Annotated in this window: 18 protein-coding genes; 10 read left to right on the forward strand and 8 right to left on the reverse strand. The window is 75.8% G+C overall.

The features are described 5' to 3' along the window. Nucleotides 1–121: 121 nt before the first annotated feature. Nucleotides 122–1,522, forward strand: coding sequence for an NAD(P)/FAD-dependent oxidoreductase (locus tag ABEB06_RS02415; protein WP_345695083.1), 1,401 nt, complete (start codon nt 122–124; stop codon nt 1,520–1,522). A gap of 41 nt (nt 1,523–1,563) precedes the next feature. On the opposite strand, the gene ABEB06_RS02420 is transcribed toward ABEB06_RS02415, so the two are convergent. Continuing rightward, nucleotides 1,564–1,992: a VOC family protein gene (locus ABEB06_RS02420; RefSeq protein ID WP_345695084.1), complete on the reverse strand. Its 429-nt coding sequence runs from the start codon at nt 1,990–1,992 to the stop codon at nt 1,564–1,566. A 305-nt stretch (nt 1,993–2,297) separates the two neighbouring features. Here ABEB06_RS02420 and ABEB06_RS02425 point away from each other — a divergent pair, with 305 nt between their 5' ends. Both ABEB06_RS02425 and ABEB06_RS02430 read left to right on the forward strand, forming a co-directional pair. After that, nucleotides 2,298–2,882, forward strand: a complete 585-nt coding sequence (locus ABEB06_RS02425; protein WP_345695085.1) for a TetR/AcrR family transcriptional regulator — start codon at nt 2,298–2,300, stop codon at nt 2,880–2,882. Further along, nucleotides 2,879–3,475: a hypothetical protein gene (locus tag ABEB06_RS02430; RefSeq protein WP_345695086.1), complete on the forward strand. Its 597-nt coding sequence runs from the start codon at nt 2,879–2,881 to the stop codon at nt 3,473–3,475. Before ABEB06_RS02425 ends, ABEB06_RS02430 begins: the two co-directional genes overlap by 4 nt. 98 nt (nt 3,476–3,573) lie before the next feature. Here the strand turns inward: ABEB06_RS02430 and ABEB06_RS02435 are convergent, their stop codons facing one another. Continuing rightward, on the reverse strand, nt 3,574–4,053 hold the full coding sequence (locus ABEB06_RS02435; RefSeq protein WP_345695087.1) for a hypothetical protein: 480 nt from the start codon (nt 4,051–4,053) through the stop codon (nt 3,574–3,576). A 146-nt stretch (nt 4,054–4,199) separates the two neighbouring features. Between ABEB06_RS02435 and ABEB06_RS02440 the strand changes: the two genes are divergently transcribed. The 6 genes from ABEB06_RS02440 to ABEB06_RS02465 all read left to right on the forward strand — a co-directional run bounded on the left by ABEB06_RS02440 (nt 4,200) and on the right by ABEB06_RS02465 (nt 12,118). Then, nucleotides 4,200–4,883 carry a hypothetical protein gene (locus ABEB06_RS02440; protein ID WP_345695088.1) on the forward strand — a complete coding sequence of 228 codons (684 nt, stop codon included), beginning with the start codon at nt 4,200–4,202 and terminating at the stop codon, nt 4,881–4,883. Nucleotides 4,884–5,047: 164 nt separating this feature from the next. After that, nucleotides 5,048–5,611 carry an Rv1733c family protein gene (locus ABEB06_RS02445; RefSeq protein WP_345695089.1) on the forward strand — a complete coding sequence of 188 codons (564 nt, stop codon included), beginning with the start codon at nt 5,048–5,050 and terminating at the stop codon, nt 5,609–5,611. Nucleotides 5,612–5,647: 36 nt separating this feature from the next. After that, nucleotides 5,648–8,251: a cation-translocating P-type ATPase gene (locus ABEB06_RS02450; RefSeq protein WP_345695090.1), complete on the forward strand. Its 2,604-nt coding sequence runs from the start codon at nt 5,648–5,650 to the stop codon at nt 8,249–8,251. Between the two features lie 246 nt (nt 8,252–8,497). Then, on the forward strand, nt 8,498–10,855 hold the full coding sequence (ppsA, locus tag ABEB06_RS02455; protein WP_345695091.1) for a phosphoenolpyruvate synthase: 2,358 nt from the start codon (nt 8,498–8,500) through the stop codon (nt 10,853–10,855). A 301-nt stretch (nt 10,856–11,156) separates the two neighbouring features. After that, the gene (locus tag ABEB06_RS02460) at nt 11,157–11,873 is read left to right on the forward strand and encodes a pyridoxamine 5'-phosphate oxidase family protein (RefSeq protein WP_345695092.1); all 717 of its coding nucleotides are present in this window, start codon (nt 11,157–11,159) and stop codon (nt 11,871–11,873) included. Beyond that, nucleotides 11,870–12,118, forward strand: a complete 249-nt coding sequence (locus ABEB06_RS02465) for a DUF1918 domain-containing protein (RefSeq protein WP_345695093.1) — start codon at nt 11,870–11,872, stop codon at nt 12,116–12,118. Before ABEB06_RS02460 ends, ABEB06_RS02465 begins: the two co-directional genes overlap by 4 nt. Before the next feature lie 6 nt (nt 12,119–12,124). On the opposite strand, the gene ABEB06_RS02470 is transcribed toward ABEB06_RS02465, so the two are convergent. From ABEB06_RS02470 to ABEB06_RS02490, 5 genes are all read right to left on the reverse strand, one after another. Then, nucleotides 12,125–12,838 (reverse strand): CBS domain-containing protein, encoded by a 714-nt coding sequence (locus ABEB06_RS02470; protein ID WP_345695094.1) that lies wholly within the window; start codon nt 12,836–12,838, stop codon nt 12,125–12,127. Next, nucleotides 12,835–15,573: a bifunctional acetate--CoA ligase family protein/GNAT family N-acetyltransferase gene (locus tag ABEB06_RS02475; protein ID WP_345695095.1), complete on the reverse strand. Its 2,739-nt coding sequence runs from the start codon at nt 15,571–15,573 to the stop codon at nt 12,835–12,837. Before ABEB06_RS02475 ends, ABEB06_RS02470 begins: the two co-directional genes overlap by 4 nt. Before the next feature lie 14 nt (nt 15,574–15,587). Continuing rightward, the gene (locus ABEB06_RS02480; RefSeq protein WP_345695096.1) at nt 15,588–16,577 is read right to left on the reverse strand and encodes an Acg family FMN-binding oxidoreductase; all 990 of its coding nucleotides are present in this window, start codon (nt 16,575–16,577) and stop codon (nt 15,588–15,590) included. A gap of 273 nt (nt 16,578–16,850) precedes the next feature. Further along, complete coding sequence (locus ABEB06_RS02485) at nt 16,851–17,525, reverse strand: pyridoxamine 5'-phosphate oxidase family protein (protein ID WP_345695097.1); 675 nt, start codon at nt 17,523–17,525, stop codon at nt 16,851–16,853. A 31-nt stretch (nt 17,526–17,556) separates the two neighbouring features. Continuing rightward, a complete protein-coding gene (locus ABEB06_RS02490; protein ID WP_345695098.1) occupies nt 17,557–18,600 on the reverse strand; it encodes a zinc-dependent alcohol dehydrogenase family protein in 1,044 nt (347 codons plus the stop codon). A gap of 173 nt (nt 18,601–18,773) precedes the next feature. Between ABEB06_RS02490 and ABEB06_RS02495 the strand changes: the two genes are divergently transcribed. Further along, nucleotides 18,774–20,489, forward strand: a complete 1,716-nt coding sequence (locus tag ABEB06_RS02495; protein ID WP_345695099.1) for a sensor histidine kinase — start codon at nt 18,774–18,776, stop codon at nt 20,487–20,489. Between the two features lie 3 nt (nt 20,490–20,492). Here the strand turns inward: ABEB06_RS02495 and ABEB06_RS02500 are convergent, their stop codons facing one another. Further along, complete coding sequence (locus tag ABEB06_RS02500) at nt 20,493–21,467, reverse strand: Acg family FMN-binding oxidoreductase (protein WP_345695100.1); 975 nt, start codon at nt 21,465–21,467, stop codon at nt 20,493–20,495. Between the last annotated feature and the right edge of the window lie 3 nt (nt 21,468–21,470).

Genomic DNA, 21,470 nt, shown 5'->3' on the forward strand with positions numbered 1-21,470 from the left:
ACGGGTGACGGAGTGTCGGGAACGGCGCCACAGGCCTGACACCCTGGGCGTTGCCGCAGGTGGGAGCCGCGTCATAGCGTGCCCGCACCGAGCAACGCCCACCGACGGAAGCAGCTCCGACGTGACCACGCCCACCACCGTCAACGGCGGTGTCTCCCACTGGCACACCGCCCTCGGCGCCACCGCGCCGCGCCCCGCGCTGGACGGCCCCACCGAGGTGGACGTCGCCGTCGTCGGCGGCGGCTACACCGGTCTGTGGACGGCGTACTACCTCAAGCGGGCCGAGCCCTCGCTGCGGATCGCCGTGCTGGAGCAGCGTTTCTGCGGCTACGGCGCCTCCGGCCGCAACGGCGGCTGGCTGTACAACGGCTTCGCCGGCCGCTCCGCCTTCGCCCGGCGGTACGGCAAGGCACGGGCGGTCGCGCTGCAGCGGGCGATGACCGCCTCGGTGGACGAGGTGCTGCGGGTCTGCGCCGCCGAGGGCATCGACGCCGACCAGGTCAAGGGCGGCGTCCTGGAGGTCGCCCGCACCCCCGCCCAGCTGGAGCGCCTGGACGCCTTCGTCGCGGCCGAGCACGCCTACGGCGAGACCGGGGTGCGGCGGCTCACCGCCGCCGAGGCCGCCCGGCGGATCGCCGTCGACGGCGCGCTCGGCGCGAGCTGGACGCCGCACGGCGCCCGGCTGCAGCCGGTCAAGCTGGTCCGCGGCCTCGCCGCCGCCGCCGAACGGCTCGGCGTCGAGGTGTACGAGCGGACCGCGGTCACCGCCGTCCACCCGGCCGCGGGCACGACCCCGGCGCGGGCCGTCACCGAGCACGGCACCGTCTCGGCGCGGTACGTCCTGCGCTGCACCGAGGGGTTCACCGCCGGCCTGCCCGGCGAGAAGCGCTCCTGGCTGCCGATGAACTCCTCGATGATCGTCACCGCCCCGCTGCCCGCCTCGTTCTGGGAGTCGGCCGGCTGGGCCGGCCGCGAGACGCTCGGCGACTTCGCGCACGCCTACATGTACGCGCAGCGCACCGCGGACGACCGGATCGCGATCGGCGGGCGCGGCGTGCCGTACCGCTTCGGCTCGCGCACCGACAACGACGGCTCGACCGCGCCGAGGACGGTCGAGCAGCTGGCCGGGATCCTCACCCGGTTCTTCCCCGCGGCGCGCGGCGTCGCGGTGGAGCACGCCTGGTCCGGCGTGCTCGGGGTGCCCCGGGACTGGTGCAGCACGGTGGCCCTGGACCGCGCCTCGGGTCTCGGCTGGGCGGGCGGCTACGTCGGCAGCGGCGTGACCACCACCAACCTCGCCGCCCGCACCCTGCGCGACCTGGTCCTCGGCGAGCACACCGAACTGACCGCCCTCCCCTGGGTCGACCACCGCGTCCGCAAGTGGGAGCCCGAGCCGCTGCGCTGGCTCGGCGTCCACGGCCTCTACGCCGCCTACCACTTCGCCGACGCCCGGGAACGCGCCGGCCGGCCCCGCACCTCCCCCGTCGCCCGCCTCGCCGACCTGGTCTCCGGCCGCCACTGACCGCCCGGAGACCAGGTCGGCGGGGCGGGCCGGTGCGCGGACTACGGGCGCGCGTACGGCCGGGTCATCACCTCCAGGTTGTGGCCGTCGGGGTCGGCGAAGTACGCGCCGCGGCCACCGAACAGGGTGTTGACCCGGCCGGGTTCGGCATGGGCCGGGTCGGCGTAGTAGGTGACCCCGAGCGCCTCCAGGCGGGCGATCACGGCGTCGAACCGCTCCTCGGGAACGAGGAAGGCGTAGTGCTGCGACTGGATCGGCTCGTCCCGCTTCTCGTAGTAGTCGAGCGTCACGCCGTTGCCGAGGTCGACGGGCAGGAACGGCCCGAACGGCGCGCCGACCTCCAGGCCGAGGACCACGGCCAGGAACTCGGCGGACAGGTACCGGTCGCTCGCGTACACGGCGGTGTGGTTCAACTGCACGCCGGCCGCCGGCGGCTGAGCGGGGTGCTGGTGCTGCTGGGTGAAGGACATCGCTGGTGACTCTCCGGTCGTGGGATCCGCTGGAACGGGGGCGCCGGAATGCGGGCGCCGGGAGCGAGGACGCGGAGGGGACGGCGGGCCACGGGCCCGCCCCGGGTTCACGCCGAGGCCGGGAACCCCACTCGTGCGTGGCCCAAGGCCGACCCGGCAGTCACCCGGCCGACCCTAGACGACCACCCCCGCCCCCGACAACGCGGTTCACCGCCCGTCGCCCGGGGCCGGGCGTGGGGCGTTTCGCCTTGACTCGGTGCGGTCCGTCCGCCAAAGTAAGTAAACATTCACTTTGGAGGTGGACGTTGCCCAGGCCCAGCCAGAAGCCCGCCCTGCACGCCGCCGCGCTCGCCTGCTTCGCCGAGCGCGGGTACGACGCGACCCGCACCAAGCACATCGCCGAGCGCGCCGGAATGTCGGAGGCCGCGCTCTACCGGCACTACCCGTCCAAGGAGGCGATCGCCCGCGCCCTGTACGCCGAGACCGTCGAGGCGTACGTCCGCACGCTGCGCGAGGTGGCCGACGGCCCCGGCGGCCCGCTGGAGCGGCTGGCAGGGGCGGTCCGCGCGATGCTCGCCGCGTACCGGGCGCAGCCGCACGCCTTCCTCTTCGCGCTGCACCGCACAGGCTCGCTGATGCCGGGCCTGCCACCCGGCAGCGAGTACCCGCTGCACGTCATCGAGGAGCTGATCGCCGAGGGCCAGCACGCCGGCGAGGTGCGCGAGGGCGCCCGGAACCTGCTCGCGGCCGTCTTCGCGGGCTGCGTCCTGCAGCCGGTGCTGGTGTCCGACCTCGCCGCGCCCGGCGCCCTCGACCTGCTCGGCACCGACGTGCACGACCTGACCATCGAACAGGCGGCGCTGGCCGCCGTGAGGAGCGAGACCCGATGACCGCCACCCCGCGCACCGCGCTCCGCGCCCGTCCGGGCCGGGTCGCGCTCGCGGCGCTCGGCGCCTTCGCCGCCCTGATGGCCGCCATGACGGTCGCGGCGACGCGCTTCCACGACGCGTACGGCAGCGGCATCCTCAACCTGCTGGGTGCGCGCAACGCCGCCGAGCCCCGGACCGGCGGCTACTCCGCCGACACCGCGTACGCCTGGCTGACCGCGTTCGGCGCCGACGGCCGGCGGGACCACCTGCTGGTCCTGCTGCTGGACCTGCCGCTGATCGCCGCCTTCACGCTGTTCACCGCGGCCACCCTGCGCTGGGCCACGCCCCGCGCCCGGGCCGGGCTGCGGTGGGCGCTGCTCGCCGTCCCGCTCGCGGCGGCCGCGGCCAACCTGCTGGAGGACGCCGGCCTGACCGCGCTGCTGACGGCCTACCCGGCCCACCTCGACGGCCTGGCGGCCGCGGTCAGCGCGGTCAACGGGCTGAAGTCCGGGCTGTACTCCGCCTCCCTGCTGCTCGCCGTGACGGCGGCCGCGGTGCGGGGCGTCGTACTCGCCACCGGCCGCTGCCGCGTCCCCGGACCCGCAACGGGCTGAGGCGCCGGGCCGAAGCGGACGGGTCGACCGCCCGAGGCGGCAAGCCCAACCGACCGCCGGCCCCGTCGGCCGCGAGCCGCCCGGTGACGGCCGTCGCCCTACGGCCGGATCTGCTCGCCCGCCAGGTCGCTGAAGCGGGTGACCGCGTCGCGCGCGGTGGCGGCCCGGCGGTCGAGGTCACCCCCGTCGGCGGCCGAGCGGACGGCGGCGGCCTCCTGCACGGCCCGCTCGGCGAGCTCGGTGATCGCCGGGCTCCGGGCGAGCATCCGCAGCCGGTAGTACGACTCCCAGGCGGCGGCGCGCAGGTGCCGCGACTCGTCGGCGACGGCCGCCGACTCCGCCTCCGGCGTGCCGCGCAGGCGCTCGCGGGCCCGGCGGTGCTGCGCCCGCCGGAAGGACAGCACCGTCCCGGCGAAGGCGCTGTACGCCTCCAGCCGTTGCCGCCGCAGCCACTCCTCGCGCCCCGACCGCAGCGCCTGCCCGGCCGCCCGCCGCTGGAACAGGTGGGCGGCCGCCGCGCCGGTGAGCGTCCCGACCAGCGCGAAGACGCCAGAAATCGTCCCCTCCGTGCCGGGCATGGTCCCACGCGACCCTGACGCCCCCTCAGCCCGGGTCGGCGTCCGCTCCGATGGCACCCCTTGACAGCGCAATTGGTCTACTCCACTGTGTGGTGCGCGCGCTCCCCGCACTGACCTCCAACCACCAGCCCCCACCTGGAGACAGCATGCGCACCCCGAACCGCCGCCGCGACCGCCGAGCGCTGCCGGCCGGCCTGCTGGCCGCCGCCGTCGCGTCGGCCGCCCTCCTGTTCAGCTGGGGCGGCCCCGCCTCCGCGGCCACCGACGTCGAGGCGATCAGGAACGGCGGCTTCAACATCGGCAACCACCTGACCTTCTGGTCCTGCGGCCGCATGGTCCTGCCCGCGAGCGGCGCCTCCTCGGGCCTGCAGGGCTACCCCGGCGACGTCGACTACGCCGGGTGCAGCCAGGAGGTCCCGGTCGAGCCGTCGTCCACCTACACGCTGACGGCGAACGTGCAGGGCCCGTACGTCTTCGTCGGCGCCACCGGGACGGGCGGCCCGGACCCGTCCCTCTGGTCGAACCTCCCGCAGTCCAACGTCCTGCGGACCACCTTCACCACCGGGCCGTCCACCACCTCGGTCACCGTGTGGTTCCACGGCTGGTACCTCCAGGGCCCGTACGTGATCAACCACATCTCGCTGTTCGGCCCGGGCAAGCCGCAGCCCTGCTGGATCACCCTCCTCCCGGTCGCCCCGACGAGCCCCGCCGCCTTCTTCACCCCCACCCCCGGCGGCGGCTCGTTCTCGCCCACTCCCGACACCACCGTCTCCCCGTCGCCAGGCAGTTCGGTCTCCCCATCGCCCAGCGGCCCCTGCCTCCCCAGCTGACGCACCGCACCGGCGGTACGGCCCTCCGGTCCCCCGGCCCTTCGCCGGCGGGGCCGGTCGGCCCTCCGCCCGGGCCACTCGGTCCTGGGCCGAACAGCGCCGGGCGGTCCAAGCTGGAGTCAGCCGGGAGCACCGTCCGGGTGCCCGCGAGGAGGTGGGCCGCCATGCTCAACCGTGCGCGCCGACGCGGCAACCCGCTGCGGCGGGGCAGCGACCGCGTCCAGTGGTGGCTGGGCTCCGTCCTGCTCGCCACGGCCGTCCTCGCCCTGCCGGCCGCCGCGGCAGCCGGGTTCGCCACCTACCGGGCGCAGCTGCACGCCGGCCAGACCGCCTCGGCCACCCGGCAACCGGTGGAGGCCCGGCTCACCGCCGACGCGCCCCTCGCCGACTCCGGTACGCCCGCCAAGGTCCCGGCCACCGCCGCCTGGACCACGGCGGACGGGGCCACCCGGACAGCGTCCGTCCAGGTCTGGTCGGGCGAGCGGGCCGGCAGCACGGTGACGGTCTGGACCGACGCCCGGGGCGCCGTCGTCCCCGCCCCGGTCACCCGCGGCCAGGCCGCCCAGGACGGCTGGCTCACCGCCGCCACCCTCGCGACCACGGTCCCCCTGCTGTGCCTCTGCGCCTGGAAAGGCAGCCTCCTCCTGCTCGACCGCCGCCGCCTCGCCCAGTGGGACACCGAGTGGACCCTGGTCGAGCCCCACTGGACCCGGCGCCAGCCGAGCTGACCGGACGCGCAGGATCACACCCGGGGACGGCGCACGATGACCACGCCCGCGAAGCACTCCCCCGCTCGTCCGCCCGGGACGGGCCGCTCGGCCGGGCTCAGCTCCTCGGAGGCGGCGCTGCGCCTGGAGCGCCACGGACCGAACGTGATCGCGTCCGTGCCGAGCATCCCGCTCTGGTCCCGGGTCGCTGCCCAGCTCCGCGATCCCCTCGTGCTGGTGCTGCTCGCCGCCGTCCTGCTGACCCTCGCGACCGCCGACTACCCGGACGCCGTCGTGATCGGCCTGGTGGTGGTCGCCAACACCGCGGTCGGCGTGGCGCAGGAGGTCAGGGCCGACCGGGCCGTCGAGGCACTCGGGGCCCTCAGCGCCCCTGGCGCCTTGGTGGTCCGGGACGGCACGGAGCGGCAGGTCCCGGCTGCTGCCGTGGTGCCCGGCGACACCGTGGTCCTGGGCGCGGGGGACATCGTCGCCGCGGACGGCCGGTTGGTGCGGGCCGAAGCCCTGCTGGTGGACGAGTCGACCGCGACCGGGGAGTCCGTACCGGTCGACAAGACGGCCGCGCCGGGGGCAGTGCCCGGGGATGCGGATCCGGGGACCACCGGTCCGTCCACCGTTCTCGCCGGGACCGTGGTGGTGCGTGGCCGAGGGGTCGCCGAGGTGACGGCGACCGGCGCGGAGAGCACTCTCGGCCAGGTCGCCGCACAGCTGCGCCCCCGTTCCCGCGCCACGCCGCTGCAGCGACGTCTGGCGGGTCTGGGCCGCGTGCTCGCCGCGGTGGCGGTGGGGCTGTCGGTGGTGGTCTTCGGCTGGGGGCTGGCCCGAGGCCAGGGGTTCGAGCTGATGGCGGTGACCGCGATCAGCCTGGCGGTGGCGGCCGTCCCCGAGTCGCTCCCCGCCGTGGTGACGCTCAGCCTGGCGCTGGGCGCCCAGCGGATGGCCGCGCGGCACGCGATCGTCCGGCACCTGCCAGCGGTCGAGACGCTCGGCTCGGTAACGGTCCTGGCCACCGACAAGACGGGCACCCTCACGGAGGGGGTGATGTTCGCGGAGCGGGTCTGGACACCGGCGGCGAGTGCCGTCCTGTCCGGTCGTGGCTACCGACCGGCCGGCGCGGTCACGGTCGTCCCGGACGACGTGGCCGGCCGTCTGGCGATCCGCGAGGTGCTGCGCGCAGCGGCGCTGTGCGGCGACGCGTCGCTGGTGGCACCGCAGCCGCCCGACGACGGTGACTGGTCGGCGCTCGGCGATCCGACCGAGGCGGCGTTGCTGGCAGCGGCCGCGAAAGCGGGCGTGGACCCGGCGGAGGAGCTCACGGCCGGCCCCCGGGTGGCCGAGGTCCCGTTCGACAGTGCTCGCCGCCGGATGACCACCCTGCACCGCCGACCGGACGGGCGTGTCGAGGTCCTGCTCAAGGGCGCCCCCGAGGCCGTCCTCACCACGGACGTCCTCGCCGAACCGCCCGCCATCACCTCCGAGGCGATGGCGGAGGCCGCGCACCTGGCGGCGCGCGGTTACCGGGTCCTGGCGATCGCCGCCGGGGTCCGTCCGGATCTTCCGGAGCCTGCCGAAGCCGCCGAACGGGGCCTCCGCCTGCTGGGGCTGGTGGCGTTGGAGGACCCGCCGAAGGCCTCCGCAGGGGCGACCCTGGCCGGGTGCCGGGAGGCGGGCATCACCCCGGTGCTGATCACCGGCGACCACCCGGGGACGGCGCTGGCCGTCGCGCAGCGGGTGGGCATTCCGCTCGGCGCCGCGGGCCGGGCGGTCACCGGCGGCGAGCTCGCCCGCGGCCCGGTCGCCGACCCGACCGCCGTCCGGGTCTTCGCCCGAACGAGCGCGGCACAGAAACTCGACATCGTCCGGGCCTGGCAGGAGGCGGGCGCGGTCACGGCCATGACCGGCGACGGGGTCAACGACGGGCCCGCGCTCCGGCGGGCCGACATCGGCGTGGCGATGGGCCACCGGGGCAGCGAGGTGGCCCGGCAGGCCGCCGACCTGGTGCTGGCCGACGACGAACTGGCCACCGTGGTCGCCGCCGTCGAGGAGGGCCGCCGGGTGTACGACAACATCCGCCGCTTCCTGCTCTACGCGATGGCCGGCGGTGCCGCCGAGATCCTGGTGATGCTGACCGGGCCCGCCTTCGGCATGGCCCTTCCGCTGCTGGCGGGTCAGATCCTGTGGATCAACCTGTTGACCCACGGACTGACCGGGGTCGCCATGGGGGCCGAGCCGGCCTCGCCGGACGCCATGCACCGCCCTCCCCGCCCGCCCGAGCAGCAGGTGCTCGGTGACGGGCTGTGGCAGCGGGTGCTGCTGCTCGGTGCGGTGGTCACGGCGGGCAGCCTGGCGGCGGCCCTGTGGGTCGACCGGGACGGCGGCCCGGCGCAGAGCACCTTGTTCCTGGCGCTCCTGGCGGCCCAGCTCGGCGTGTGCGTCGGCCTGCGCGAGCGGTGGCCGGCCCGCGGACACCCGTTCCTGCCGCTGGCGGTGCTGGCTTCGGCCGGCCTGGGTCTGGCGGCCCTGTACCTGCCGGCGCTCGCCGGCCTCCTGCACACCGTGCCGCTCAGCGGGGCCGAGCTCCTGCCCGTCGGCGCGGTGGCGCTGGTGTCGGCTGCGGCGGCCCGAGCTGTCCGCCGCCGTTGAGCGTCTCGGCCCGCATGGGGCCGGTGGGCCCGGGCGGGGTGCCCCGGTCGGGCCGGAGGACGGGGACCGCCGCCTCTCGGGGCGGGCGCCACACCGGGCCAGGCTGGAGTCACGGTCTCCAGGAGGTGGCTGCCATGGACCGCGTTCGGATCGTCAAGCGTCCTGCCCGACCGTCGTCGCGCCCGCCACTGGACCTGCGGTCCCCGGCCGGCCGACCGCTCCCCTACTGACCGCGGAGGCGGCAGCATGCGACGTGTCATCCGCTTCACCGAACTCGGCCGCGCGGACGTCGGCCTGGTCGGCGGGAAGAACGCATCCCTGGGCGAACTGATCACCCGGCTGGGACCGTCCGGTGTGCGTGTCCCCGACGGCTTCGCCACGACCGCGGACGCCTTCCGCGAGTTCCTCGCCGGCGACCTCCGTGCCCGGGTCGCCGAGCAGCTCGAACGGCTGCGGCAGGGCGCCCCGCTCGCCGAGGTGGGCGCGGCGGTCCGGGCGGCGCTGTCGGCCGCCCCGCTGCCTCCGGCCCTGGAACAGGAGGTGGTGGACGGGTACCGCGCGCTGGCCCGGGCCACCGGGCGCGGCGATCCCGACGTGGCGGTGCGCTCCAGTGCCACCGCCGAGGACCTGCCGCAGGCGAGTTTCGCGGGTCAGCAGGAGACCTTCCTCAACGTGCGGGGCGAGGCCGCGCTGCTGGACGCCTGCCGCCGCTGCTTCGCCTCGCTGTTCACCGACCGGGCGATCGACTACCGCGAGCGGATGGGGTTCGACCACCTCGCGGTGGCGCTGTCGGTCGGCGTGCAGCTGATGGTCCGCTCGGACCTCGGCGGGGCCGGGGTGATGTTCACCCTGGACACCGAGAGCGGCTTCCCCGGGGTGGTCCTGGTGAGTGCGGCGTGGGGGCTCGGCGAGAGCGTGGTGGGCGGCCGGGTGGACCCTGACGAGTACCTGCTGTTCAAACCGTTCCTCGCGGACGAAACGCTGGACCCGGTGCTGCGCGTCTCCGTGGGGGCGAAGCGCCACAAGACGGTGTACGCAGAGGGGGGCCTGACCCGGACCGTCGAGACCGGCACCGAGGAGCGGGCGGCCCGGGTCCTGGACGACGCGGAGCTTCGCACGCTCGCCCGGTGGGCGGTCGAGGTGGAGCGCCACTACGGCTGCCCGATGGACCTCGAGTGGGCCAAGGACGGGCGCTCCGGAGACCTGTTCCTGGTCCAGGCCCGGCCTGAGACCGTGCAGTCCCGGCGGACCGCCGCCGTCCTGCGCCGCTACCGCCTGACCGGAACCGGCGAACGGCTGGTGGACGGCATCGCGGTCGGCGAGGCGATCGGGGTCGGCCCGGTCTGCGCCCTCGCGGGCGCCTCCGAGCTGGAGCGCTTCCCCGCCGGTGCGGTGCTGGTCGCTCCGATCACCGACCCGGACTGGGAGCCGCTGATGAAGCGGGCCGCCGCCATCGTCACCGACCACGGCGGTCGGACCTCCCACGCCGCGATCGTCAGCCGCGAACTGGGTGTGCCGGCCGTGGTGGGTACGGGGCGGGCCACCGAGCTGCTGGCCGACGGGCAGCAGGTGACCGTCTCCTGCGCGGAGGGCGCACAGGGCCGCGTGTACGCCGGAAGGGTCGCGTTCGAGGAGAGCGAGACCGACCTCGGCGCACTGCCGAGCACCCGGACCCGGGTGATGCTCAACCTCGCCGACCCGGCCGCCGCGTTCCGCTGGTGGCAGCTGCCGGCGGACGGGGTCGGGCTGGCGCGTACGGAGTTCGTGGTGGCCCACCAGGTGCGGGTCCACCCGATGGCGCTGATCCACCCGGAGCGCCTGCCGGCCGAGGAGCGGCGCCGGGTGGACGAGCTGAGCGCCGGGTACCCGGACCGCACCGAGTACTTCGTCGACCGGCTCGCGCACGGCATCGCCGAGATCGCCGCCGCCCGCTGGCCCGACCCCGTGACAGTGCGCACCAGCGACTTCAAGAGCAGTGAGTACGCCGGGCTGGTCGGCGGCCGGCCGTTCGAGCCGGTCGAGGCCAACCCGATGATCGGCTGGCGGGGCGCGAGCCGCTACTACGACGACCGCTACCGCGAGGGCTTCGCGCTGGAGTGCCGGGCCCTGCGCCGGGTCCGCGACGTGATGGGGCTGACCAACGTGATCGTGATGATCCCGTTCTGCCGGACACCCGCCGAGGGCGACCGGGTGCTGGCCGAGATGGCGGCCCACGGACTGGCGCGCGGGCGCAACGCTCTGCAGGTGTACGTGATGGCCGAGATCCCGTCCAACATCGTGCTCGCGGAGGAGTTCGCGGCGCGTTTCGACGGCTTCTCGATCGGGAGCAACGACCTCACCCAGCTCACCCTGGGCGTCGACCGCGACTCGGACCTGCTCGCGCACGTCTTCGACGAGAGCGACCCGGCCGTCACCCGCTCGATCGAGCGGCTCGTCGCGACCGCGCACGCGGCGGGCCGGCCCGTCGGCCTCTGCGGCCAGCGGCCCAGCAACGACCCGCAGTTCACCCGCTTCCTGGTCGAAGCCGGGATCGACTCCATCTCGGTCACCCCGGACAGCTTCGCCACCGTGAAACAGCACGTGGCCGAGGCCGAGAAGGCGTGAGACCCGACCCGACCGGCCTCCGGGAGGAACGAACCGGCCGCCCCGAGCCCGCACGCCGTCCGGGCCTGCCCGCCTTCAGGGCGGAACGGGGAACGCCGCGCGACCGGATCGACCGCGAACCGGACCGGACGGCCGTCGTCCCGCGGTCCGGCGAACGCGTCCTGGTCCGCCGGCCCCGCGTGTCCGAAGGGCGGGCCGCCCGGCGGCGCCGGGGGCCGACCGGCCCTCCCGTCCGCCCGCCGGCTCGCCGACGCTGGAGACAGAAGCACCCACGCGGCTCCGGAGGGAGCGGGCCATGTTCATGAGCGCCGTCACACACGGACCCCAGCGGTCACCACGCCCCGACCCCGGCGACCTCGGGCGACGCGTCGCCCGGCGCCGCGAGCAGCTCGGCCTGAGCCGCGCCGACACCGCAGCCCGGGCCGGGATCGCCGAGGGGTACCTGGAGTACCTGGAGACCGCACCGGCGGACCCGGGGACGGGCACGGTCCTCGCCCTGGCCGCGGCCCTGGGGACCACGGCGGCCGATCTGCTCGGCGGGGGCCTCGATCTTCCGCCCGGCGCCGGCGGCTCCGCGGCCCGTCCGCGGCTCGCGGATCTCGCTCCCTGGGAGTGCTGGGCCAAGCTCTCCCCGGGCGGCGTCGGCCGAGTGGCCCTGACCACCCCGGAGGGTCCGCTCATCCTTCCGGTCAACTACCGGGTGCTGGACGGCACGCTGGTCTTCCGGACCGGCGAGCGCGGGCCGCTGGCCGCAGCCCTCGGGCAGCGGATCGCGGTCGAGGTCGACCGGGTCGACGAGGCCCTCAGGACCGGCTGGAGCGTGCTGGTCCGCGGTACCGCGAACCGCTTCGACGGGCCGGCGGCGACAGCGGCGCTGAGGCGGCGCCACAACCCCGAGCCGTGGCCGGGCGGGGAGCGCGAGCTGTGGCTGCGGGTCAAGCCCGCCGTCGTCACCGGACGGACCATCACCGCCGCCGCAGCGGCCGCGCCGGCGGACCCGGAGAGGAGGACCCGATGAGAGCCTCCGTCGGGGACCGGATCATCGTCGAGGGCACCCGTCCCGGCGTACCGCGCCGCGACGGCCGGATCGTCGCGCTGCACCACGCGGACGGCAGCCCGCCGTACGACGTGTGCTGGGAGGACACCGGCCGGGTCTCCGAGTTCTTCCCGGGCCCGGACTCGCACCTGCACCACTACGGCCGGCGGCAGGAACCCGCCGAGGGCCTCGGGCCGGCGGAGGCCCGACACCTGTTCGTTGACTGACGGCGGTCAAGGAGTGCTGCCGGGAGTGCTGCCGGTCGCCGCCGGGGCCACATCGTCCACGTCCCACCGCAGGTGGTCGGTGAGACCGGCCAGGCCGTCGATCCGGGAGACCTCCAGGCACAGGGCCGCGGCGTCGGAGCGGGTGCGGGTGCGCCCCGTCAGCAGGACCGTCCCGCGCTCGCACCTGACGTGCAACGACCCGGGCACGACGCCCGAGCCGGGGGTGAGGGCCAGCGACAGGGCCTCGTCGTGGATCGCCTGGTCGGCGCGGCGCAGCGCGTCCAGCAGGTCGTAGGGCGACAGGACGCCGACCGGGCGGCCGTCGGCGTCGACCACGGGCAGGTGGTGGACCGCCGCCCGCAGCGCGGTGCGGAGCGCCTCGCGGGCCGGCCGGTCCTCGGTCACGGTGACGGCGGGCGCCGTCATCAGGTCCCGGGCCCGGACCAGGGCCGGGGGCCGGTCGCGGTCCGCGGCGGCCCCGTAGGCGGCGAGCAGGTCGGAGGCCGCGACCACGCCGACCACGATCCCGTCGCCGCCGACCACCGGGAGCACGCCGTACCGGGACGCGGTGACGGCGGCGACCAGGGTGGCGAAGTCGGTGTCGGGGGTGACGGCGACGGCGGGACGGCGCATGAACTGCCGGACCGGGGCGGCCGCCGGGTGGTCGGACCGCTCGGGGCCTTCGCGGGAAGTGCCGTCGAGGATGCTGTGCCGGTTCACGGCTCCTCCTCGGGGAGGCCCTGCGGTCGGCGCAGCCGGCGCAGGTACGGGTCGAACGGGGGCCTGGGTTCCACCCGGATCCGGGCGTCCACGCAGAGCACGCCGTCGGGCCGGGCGATCACGGGGTTGAGGTCCGCCTCGGCGATCTGGGGGAGGTCGTCGGCCATCCGGGAGAGGCCGGCGAGGATCCGGTGGATTGCCGGCAGGTCCACGGGCGGGCTGCCCGGCCGTCCGGACAGCAGGGCGGCGGCCCGGAGTCCGGCGACCATCTCGGGCAGGTCGAGGTCGGTGAGCGGGGCGAGGCGGGCCGCCCGGTCGTCCAGCACGTCGGTGGCGGTGCCGCCGAGGCCGAGGACGACCAGCGGCCCGAACACCTGGTCCTGGACCAGGCCGGCGAGCAGTTCCACGCCGGGTGCGGCCATCGGCTGCACGACGACCCCGGCCATCCGGTCCCCGAACGCGGCCGTGAACTCCCGGTAGGTGTCGCGGACGTCCCGATCCGTGCGCAGACCGGTACGGACGGCACCCGCGGCGCTCTTGTGCACCTGGTCGGGCCAGTAGGCCTTCAGGACGGTCCGGCCGTCGTGGCCGTCGTGGCGCAGCGCGCGGGCCGCGACGACGGCGGAGTGCGGGTCGCGGGCCCACACGGTGGTGGTGAGCGGCAGTCCGTAGCAGGCCAGCAGGGTGGCGGTGGCCAGCGGGTCGAGCCATCCGCCGGCGGGGTGTTCGGCGAGGTGGGCGTCGACGATCCGGCGGGCCGCGCCGGGGTCGCACCCGGGCACGTCGACGTCGGCGCCGATCGGCCGGCCGAGCCACCGGGACCGTTCGCGGGCGTGGGCGAGCGCGGCGGCGGCCGACCGCGGGTCCGCGTACTGCGGCAGCACTCCGTCCGCGGCGCGCAGCCGGGTGACGGGCACCTGCTGGCCGAGCCGGACGACGGTCACCGGTATCCGTCTGCGTGCTCCGCCGTCGAGCAGGGCCCGGAGCAGACCGCTCTCCGGCTCGTCGGACAGGGCGGTCGGGACCAGGCAGACCATCAGGGCGTCCACGGCGTCGCTGTGTTCGAGGGCGTCCAGACAGGCCCGGAACCGGTCGGGTCCGACGGCGGCGGTGGTGTCGACCGGATTGGCCGCCGAGGCTCCGGCGGGCAGCAGGTCGAGCAGTCGGGCGGCGAGGTCGGCCGGCAGGTCGGGCAGCACGAGGCCGGCGTCGGCGCAGGCGTCCGCGGCGAGGATGCCGACGCCGCCGGCGTTGGACACCACCGCGACGGCGCCGCGCGTGGCGGGCAGCGGCTGGGCGTGCAGCAGCGCGGCGGTCTCCACCAGCTCGGCGACGGACCGCGCGGCGGTGATGCCGGCCTGCCGGAAGAGCGCCTCGCGGGTGACCGTCGGCGTCGCGGCGGCGGCGGTGTGCGAGGCGGCGCCGCGCCTTCCGGCGGCGGAGCGTCCGGCGTCCACGGTGAGGACGGGCATCGAACGGGTGACCCGGCGGGCGGTGCGGGCGAACGCCCGCGGGTTGCCGAAGGACTCCAGGTGCAGCAGGGCGAGGTCGGTGTGCCCGTCGCTCTCCCACCACTGCAGCAGGTCGTTGCCGCTGACGTCGTACTTGTCGCCGAGCGAGACGAAGCTGGAGACGCCGATGCCGAGCCACGCCAGTCGCTGCAGCAGGGCGATGCCCACCCCGCCGGACTGTACGGCGACGCCGGCGGTGCCCGGCAGCGGGAAGGCGCCGCCGAACTCGGCGTCGAGCCGGACCCGGGGGTCGGTGGCCGCGATGCCCAGGCTGTTCGGCCCGACCAGCCGCATCGAGTGCCGGCGGCAGCTGCCGCTCAGCCGCCTGGCCTGCCCGGCGTCGAGGCCGGAGGTGAGCACCACCAGCGCCCGTACGCCCACCTGTCCGCACTCCTCGGCCACCGCCGGCACGGCGGCGGCGGGCACGGCGAGGACCGCGAGGTCCGGCACGTCCGGCAGGGCCGCGACGGAGGGGTACGCCGTCCTGCCCGCGACCTGGTCGGCGTGCGGGTTGACCGCCCACACCTCGCCGGTGAACCCGCCGTCGCGAATCTTGCGCAGCACGCTCCCCCCGACCGATGCGGGCCGTCGCGAGGCACCGACGACGGCGACCGAGGCGGGGCGCAGCAGCGCGCCCAGGCTGGCGACGTCCGCGGCGCGGCCGCGCTCGTCCACGGCCCGGCGGTAGCCCTCGTCGGCCTCGGCGAGCGGCACCCTGACCTTCACCTCGCCCTGCTCGTAGCGGCGGTGGACCGGCAGGCCGAGGTCGGTGAAGACGCGGTGGACGGCCCGGTTGCCGGCCAGGGTGTCCGCCTCGAAGGCCGCGAGGCCGTGCTCGCGGGCGGCGTGCACCAGGTGTTCCAGCAGCAGGGTTCCGACACCCCGGTGCTGCCAGGCGTCCGCGACCGCGAGGGCGAGCTCGGCGGTGCCGGCGGCCTCGTCGAGGACCTCGTAGTCGGCCTCGCCGACGAGGACGTCCGCGGCCCAGGCGCCGAGGGCGAACCCGTCCGTCCTGAGCGGCCCGCACAGCCGGTCGGCGGTCAGGTCGGCGGCACGCGCGCTCGATCCGAGGAAGCGCAGGCGCCGGCTCTCCTCCGACATCCGGTCGGCGTGCAGGGCGAGGACGGCCGCCCGGTCGGCGGGGTCGATCGGGCGGATGGTCACGGTGGTGCCGTCGGTGAGCAGCGCCGCACTGGCGGTCGGGGGTCGCTGGACGGTCGACATCGGCCGGTCTCCGTTCACCGGGCGCCGAGCGGGAGGCCGCCGAGGTCGAGCACCTCGTCCACCGCGCGGCGCGGCGTCGCGGCCCCGGGAGGGCCGTACCCGATGCGGACCACGGCCTGGACGTGGCCGGGGCCTTCGGCCGGGTCGCGCAGCCGCCACCGGGTGTCCGGCCACTCCACGGCCTGGTGCAGGACCGAGGCGCGCAGGCCCCGGGCGGTCGCCAGCAGCCACATCCGCTCCAGGGCCTGGCCGGCCCGCAGCCAGTCGGCCGGGCGGTCCCCGTGGGTGCTCAGCACGGCCAGCTGCGGGAGCGCCTCGAACCGCTCGGTGGGCTTCGCGGACTGCTGCGGGCGGCCGGCGAAGCCGCGCATCGGGACCCGGGCGTCGTGGTCGAGCGGGCCGATGGCGGCCAGCGGGATGCCGTCGGCGGACGGCTCGGCCCGCAGCCAGCCGCGGGTCTCCGCCTGCCGTTGCAGGTCGGCGGAGGTCCGCCGCTCGGCCTCGGTGGTCAGTTCCAGCACGCGCCGCGCGCCGGCCTCCTCCAGCACCGCCAGGTGCACGTCCTCCGCCGCCGCGGCGTCCATCAGTTGACCGACCACCGCCTCGGGCACGTCCCGGTTGGTGAACGGCAGACGGCTGGAGTGGCGGCGGCCGACGGCCTCGTAGTACTCCGGCGCGAGCCGCGGCCCGTCACCGGAGAAGTCGAGCGTGGCCAGCAGGTCCGGGTCGCCGGGGTCGGGGCACAGCCGCACCTCGGCGCCGCGTCCCAGGTGGGAGGCGGCGGCCCGCAGGTTGAACACCGCTGCGCCGACCGACAGGTGGAGGGCCCGCCCGTCCGGGTCGGTGGCCGGGACCGCCCGGGTCCGGTCCCCGTAGACCAGCAGGCCGTCCAGGTCGGCGGTCGGCCGGAACCTCCACGGCTGGCTGTTGTGCAGGGACGGTGCCGCCGATCCGGCCGCCACCACGAGCCAGAGGTCGGTGAGTGTCAGGGGCCGCTCGGTCATGGGAGTCGCTCCTTGCCTGGCAGGGCTGCCGGACTCGTGTCCTGTTCCCACCGTGCGCCTCGGCGGGCCCCGGCCCAAGGGTCCGGCAGCCTCCCCCGGGGACACCCACCGGCCCTTTCCCCTGGGCCACTCGGCCCTCCCGCCCTCCCGCCCCTCCGGGGCGGCCCGGACCGGCAGGCCGACGGGCTCCTGGCCGGCCCGCAGCCGGACGGCGCGGGCCGTCGTCACCTCGTACGGGCCGGTGACCTGCGCGCCGGACGTCCGGGCCCGTGTTCAGTCGTCGCCGCCGTTCAGCGTGCTGGTGATGCGCCGCCCGGTGATCTGCTGGGGCCGGACCCGGATCCACAGCAGGCGCGGGCCGCCCGCCCAGGGCTGCACGGCGAGGTCGCGCAGCAGCCGCTGCAGCGTCGGCGGGTCGGTGATCCGCTCGACGGTGCCGGTGAGCAGGACGCTCCAGCCGTGGCTGCGGTGGTCGTCGATCCGGTCGACCTGGAACGACACCGCCGTTCCGTCGGGTGCCGCCGCGGCGCCGTCCGGGTTGGTCCGGTAGACGATCGTGCGGCCGTCGACGGCGTAGTTGACCGGGAAGGCCAGCGGTGCGGGTTCGGCGGGCAGGACGATCCGTCCGACCCCGCGGTTGCCCAGCCGGTCCCAGCACTCCTCCTCGCCGAACCGCAGGAGCGCGGGCCGCAGACCGGGTGCGCCCTGCCCGGGCGGCAGGTCGGCGCGCCCCTCGATCAGTTCGCGGTAGGTCAGCCCGAGGGCGGCGGCGACGCGCAGGAACCCGTTCGGGTCGAAGCCGGGACCACTGGCCGTCAGAACCGCCAGGTACTGGGGCGACATGCCCGCCTCGCGGGCCAGCTCCTCCTCGTCCATGTCCAGCCGGGCCATCCGGTCGGCGATCCGGCGGGCGAGCACCTGGGGGTCGGGGTGCAGACGCGTGTCCATGGGGGTCTCACCTTCTCGTGCACATGCCGGATCAGGTCCGGAACAGGGCGACCTTCAGGGCGCCGTTGCTTCCGGCGTCGGCGAAGACGTCGTAGGCGTCCTGCATCTCGTCGAGGCCGAACCGGTGGGTGACCAGGTCGTCGGTGTCGAGCCGCCCGGCGGCGAGCATCTCCAGCAGCAGCGGGGTGGTGCTGGTGTCGACCAGGCCGGTGGTGATGGTGACGTTCTTGATCCAGAGGTCCTCGAGGTGGAGCGTGGCGGGTCGGCCGTGCACACCCACGTTGGCGATCCGTCCGCCGGGGCGCACCACCCGCGTGCACAGTTCGAAGGTCTCCGGTACGCCGACGGCCTCGATCGCGACGTCAGCGCCGAGTCCGTCCCGGCTGAGCGCGCGGATCGCCGCGTCGTCGCCCGTGGCGGCGTCCAGCACCTCGTCCGCGCCGGCCCGCTTCGCGGCCTCCAGGCGGCTGGGGGCGAGGTCGACGGCGACGATCCGGCCGGGGCTGTACAGCCGGGCGGTCGTCACGGCGGCCAGCCCGATCGGGCCCGCGCCGACGATCACCACGGTGTCGCCGGGTCCCACCCGGCCGTTGCGCACCCCGACCTCGAACGAGGTGGGCAGGATGTCGGCCAGCAGCAGCGCCCGCTCGTCGGTGACCCCGCCGGGCAGGTGGTGCAGGGAGGTGTCGGCGAACGGGGTGCGCACGTACTCGGCCTGGGTGCCGTCGACCAGGTGTCCGAGGATCCATCCTCCGCCGCCCGTGCACTGCCCGTAGGTGCCCTGGCGGCAGTACGCGCAGCGCCCGCAGGCGGAGATGCAGGAGATCAGCACCCGGTCGCCCGCGGCGAAGGTGCGCACGCCGGGTCCGACGTCCACGACGGTGCCCACGGCCTCGTGGCCGAGCACCCGGCCCTCGGTGACCTCGGGGACGTCGCCCTTGAGGATGTGCAGGTCGGTGCCGCAGATGGTGACGGCGTCCACCCGGACGACCGCGTCCTCCGGGTCCCGGACCACCGGGTCCGGCACCTCGCCCCAGGTACGGCGGCCGGGTCCGTGGTAGGTCAGGGCCTTCATCGTCCTCACTCCCGTCACGTTCGGGTTCCCCCGTCTCCAGGGTCACCCGGGGCGACGTCATGACCATGGGTCCGCCGGGTCCGCGGGGTGGGCCGACCGGCCCCGGTTCGCGGGCCGGGCCCGCCGCGCGGGCCTACGCTGGGAGTGCCGTCACCGAGGCTCCGGAGGAAGCGGTGGGCAGCGCACCCGACAGTCCGACCCCCCTGCCGCAGCTGAGGCTGGACGACCTGCTGGACGAGTTGCAGAGCCGGCTCGACGCGGCCCGCGGCACCCGCGACCGGGTGCACAGCCTGCTGGAGGCCGTGCTCGCGGTGGGCCGCGACCTGGAGCTGACCCAGGCCCTTCGGCACATCGTGGAGGCCGCGGTCACCTTGGTGGACGCCGAGTACGGCGCGCTCGGGGTGGTCGGCGAGGACCAGCGGCTGTCCCAGTTCATCCCGGTCGGCATCAGCGACGAGCAGGCCCGGCGGATCGGCCCGCTGCCCTCCGGCCACGGGATCCTCGGCGAGCTGATCCGTCACCCGGAGCCGCTGCGGCTCGACCGCATCTCCGACCACCCGACGTCCTACGGCTTTCCGGCCAACCACCCGCCGATGCACAGCTTCCTCGGGGTGCCGATCCGGATCCGCGGCAAGGTGTTCGGCAACCTGTACCTGACCGAGAAGCGGGGCGGCGGGGTGTTCGACGCCGAGGACGAGGCGGTGCTCTCCACCCTCGCGGTGGCGGCCGGGGTGGCGATCGAGAACGCCCGGCTGTACGCCCAGGCCCGGCTGCGCGAGCGCTGGCTGACCGCGAGCGCCGAGGTCACCAGCAGCCTGCTGTCCGGCAGCTCCGAGCAGCAGGTGCTCGACTTGCTGGTGGCGCGGGCCACCGAGATCGCCCGCGCCGATCTGGTGGTGGTCGCCCTGCCGCTGCCGGAGACGGAGGAGCTGGAGGTACGGATCGCCGTCGGCAAGGGCGCGAGCGAGCACAGCGGCCTGATCCTCCCGCTGAAGGGCTCCTTCATGGGCGCGGCCGCCCTCACCGGCGGTCCCGTGGTCAGTGCGGACGTGCAGCGGGACCCGCGGATCACCGTCGGCCCTCCCCGCTGGGCCGGTCTCGGCCCGGCCGTCGCGGTGCCGATCGGCACCGCCGAGCTGGGTGTGCGCGGTGTGCTGATGATGGCCCGGTCCACCGGTTCGCCGCTCTTCGAGGCGGACGAGTCGGCGCCGCTGCTCGGCTTCGCCGGCCAGGCCGCGGTCGCGATGGAGCTGGCCGAACGGCGCCGCGACTCCGAGCAGGTGGCCCTGCTCAAGGAGCGCGACCGGATCGCCCGGGACCTGCACGACCTGGCCATCCAGCGGCTCTTCGCCACCGGGATGACGCTGCAGGGCGCCATGCGCTTCATCGAGCACCCGGAGGCGACCGACCGGGTGCTGCGGGCCATCGACGACCTCGACGAGACCGCCAAGACGATCCGCTCCACCATCTTCGGGCTGCGCGCCCGCGAGAGCGGCCCGGCGGTGGCCGGGCTGCGGGCCGCCGTGGCCGCGGTGGTGGACCGCGCCGCCGAGGTGCTCGGATTCGCCCCGGCGCTGCGGACGGCGGGCCTGCTGGACGCGGCCGTGCCGAAGGAGGTCGCCGACGAGGCGGTGGCGGTGCTGCAGGAGGCCCTGTCCAACGCCGCCCGGCACGCCGGGGCGAGCGCGGTCGAGGTCGTGGTGGAGGCCGGTGACCACCTCACCGTGACGGTCCGCGACAACGGCGTCGGCCTGCCGTCGGGAGGAAGGCGCAGCGGCCTGGCCAATCTCGCCGAGCGGGCCGCCGGGCTGGGCGGCACTTTCGAGGCCACCGCACCGGAAGGGGGCGGCACCCGCCTGGTCTGGCGGGTGCCGCTCCCGGCGGACTGACGCTCAGCGGTCCAGTACGTCCTTCGCGCGCAGCCGGGGCGTGGGCGCCCCCTCCGGGCCGTAGCCGATCCGGATCAGCATCTGGACGTGTCCCGGGCCCTGGTGGGTCTCCCGGGCCGCCCAGCGCAGATTGCCCCACTCCATCGCCTGGTGCAGGAGCGAGGCCCGCACCTGGTGCACGGTGGCGACGAGCAGGACGTGCTGCAGCGCCATGCCGGCCTGCAGCCAGTCCGTGCGGGCGTCGCCGCGGGTGGTGAGGACGGCGATCCTGGGCTCCGGCTCGAACGCGGCGGGGGCCAGGTGCCGTTCCGGCTGCAGCGCGCCGAAGTCGCGCATCGGCAGGTGTCCGCCGCTGTCCTGCGGCCCGAGCGCGGAGACGGGGATCCCGAGCGGCTCCCCGGGCTGCTGGATCCAGCTGCGGCTCTCCTGCCGCAGGGCCGGGTCGGTGGTGCCCAGCCGCTCGGCCTCGGCGGTCAGGTGCAGCAGCCGCTCGGTCTCGGCGCGGTCGGGCAGGAACAGCGCGGCGTCCTCGGCCAGGGCGGCTTCGGCGAGTTCGGCGAGCACCGGGCCCGGCACCGGGGGGCCGGTGAACGGCGTCCGGATCGAGTGCCGGTGCCAGATCGCCTCGTACAGCGTGTCGGTGGCCCGCAGGTGGACGGCTGCGGGCTCGTCCAGGCCGATCGCGGCGAGCAGGTCGGGCTCGGCCGGGTCCGGGAGCAGCCGGACGTCGGGGATCCAGCCGAGGTGGCGGGCGGCCGCGCGCAGGTTGAACACGGCCGCGCCGACCGAGATGTGCAGCGCCCGGCCCTCCGGGTCCATCACCGCCAGGGTGCGTTCGGGCACCGACCGCACCTCCAGCGAGGAGGTCTCCGGTACCAGTCGGAAGTGCCAGGGCTGCGTGTTGTGGACGGACGGCGCCGCGACCGCGGCGGAGACCAGCGTCTCCAGGGTCTGCGCGTCCAGGGTCCGGATGTTCATGAG

The sequence above is a fragment of the Kitasatospora terrestris genome (assembly GCF_039542905.1).
GTDB classification, from domain to species: domain Bacteria; phylum Actinomycetota; class Actinomycetes; order Streptomycetales; family Streptomycetaceae; genus Kitasatospora; species Kitasatospora terrestris.

Bases quoted from the DNA above. Each gene is read 5' to 3' on its own strand.
- ABEB06_RS02420 (WP_345695084.1), bottom strand. From the start codon at position 1,992: ATGTCCTTCACCCAGCAGCACCAGCACCCCGCTCAGCCGCCGGCGGCC.
- ABEB06_RS02460 (WP_345695092.1), top strand. From the start codon at position 11,157: ATGAGCGCCGTCACACACGGACCCCAGCGGTCACCACGCCCCGACCCC.
- ABEB06_RS02490 (WP_345695098.1), bottom strand. From the start codon at position 18,600: ATGAAGGCCCTGACCTACCACGGACCCGGCCGCCGTACCTGGGGCGAG.
- ABEB06_RS02500 (WP_345695100.1), bottom strand. From the start codon at position 21,467: ATGAACATCCGGACCCTGGACGCGCAGACCCTGGAGACGCTGGTCTCC.
- ABEB06_RS02475 (WP_345695095.1), bottom strand. From the start codon at position 15,573: ATGTCGACCGTCCAGCGACCCCCGACCGCCAGTGCGGCGCTGCTCACC.
- ABEB06_RS02430 (WP_345695086.1), top strand. From the start codon at position 2,879: ATGACCGCCACCCCGCGCACCGCGCTCCGCGCCCGTCCGGGCCGGGTC.
- ABEB06_RS02480 (WP_345695096.1), bottom strand. From the start codon at position 16,577: ATGACCGAGCGGCCCCTGACACTCACCGACCTCTGGCTCGTGGTGGCG.
- ABEB06_RS02450 (WP_345695090.1), top strand. From the start codon at position 5,648: ATGACCACGCCCGCGAAGCACTCCCCCGCTCGTCCGCCCGGGACGGGC.
- ABEB06_RS02435 (WP_345695087.1), bottom strand. From the start codon at position 4,053: ATGCCCGGCACGGAGGGGACGATTTCTGGCGTCTTCGCGCTGGTCGGG.
- ppsA (WP_345695091.1), top strand. From the start codon at position 8,498: ATGCGACGTGTCATCCGCTTCACCGAACTCGGCCGCGCGGACGTCGGC.
- ABEB06_RS02445 (WP_345695089.1), top strand. From the start codon at position 5,048: ATGCTCAACCGTGCGCGCCGACGCGGCAACCCGCTGCGGCGGGGCAGC.
- ABEB06_RS02465 (WP_345695093.1), top strand. From the start codon at position 11,870: ATGAGAGCCTCCGTCGGGGACCGGATCATCGTCGAGGGCACCCGTCCC.
- ABEB06_RS02440 (WP_345695088.1), top strand. From the start codon at position 4,200: ATGCGCACCCCGAACCGCCGCCGCGACCGCCGAGCGCTGCCGGCCGGC.
- ABEB06_RS02485 (WP_345695097.1), bottom strand. From the start codon at position 17,525: ATGGACACGCGTCTGCACCCCGACCCCCAGGTGCTCGCCCGCCGGATC.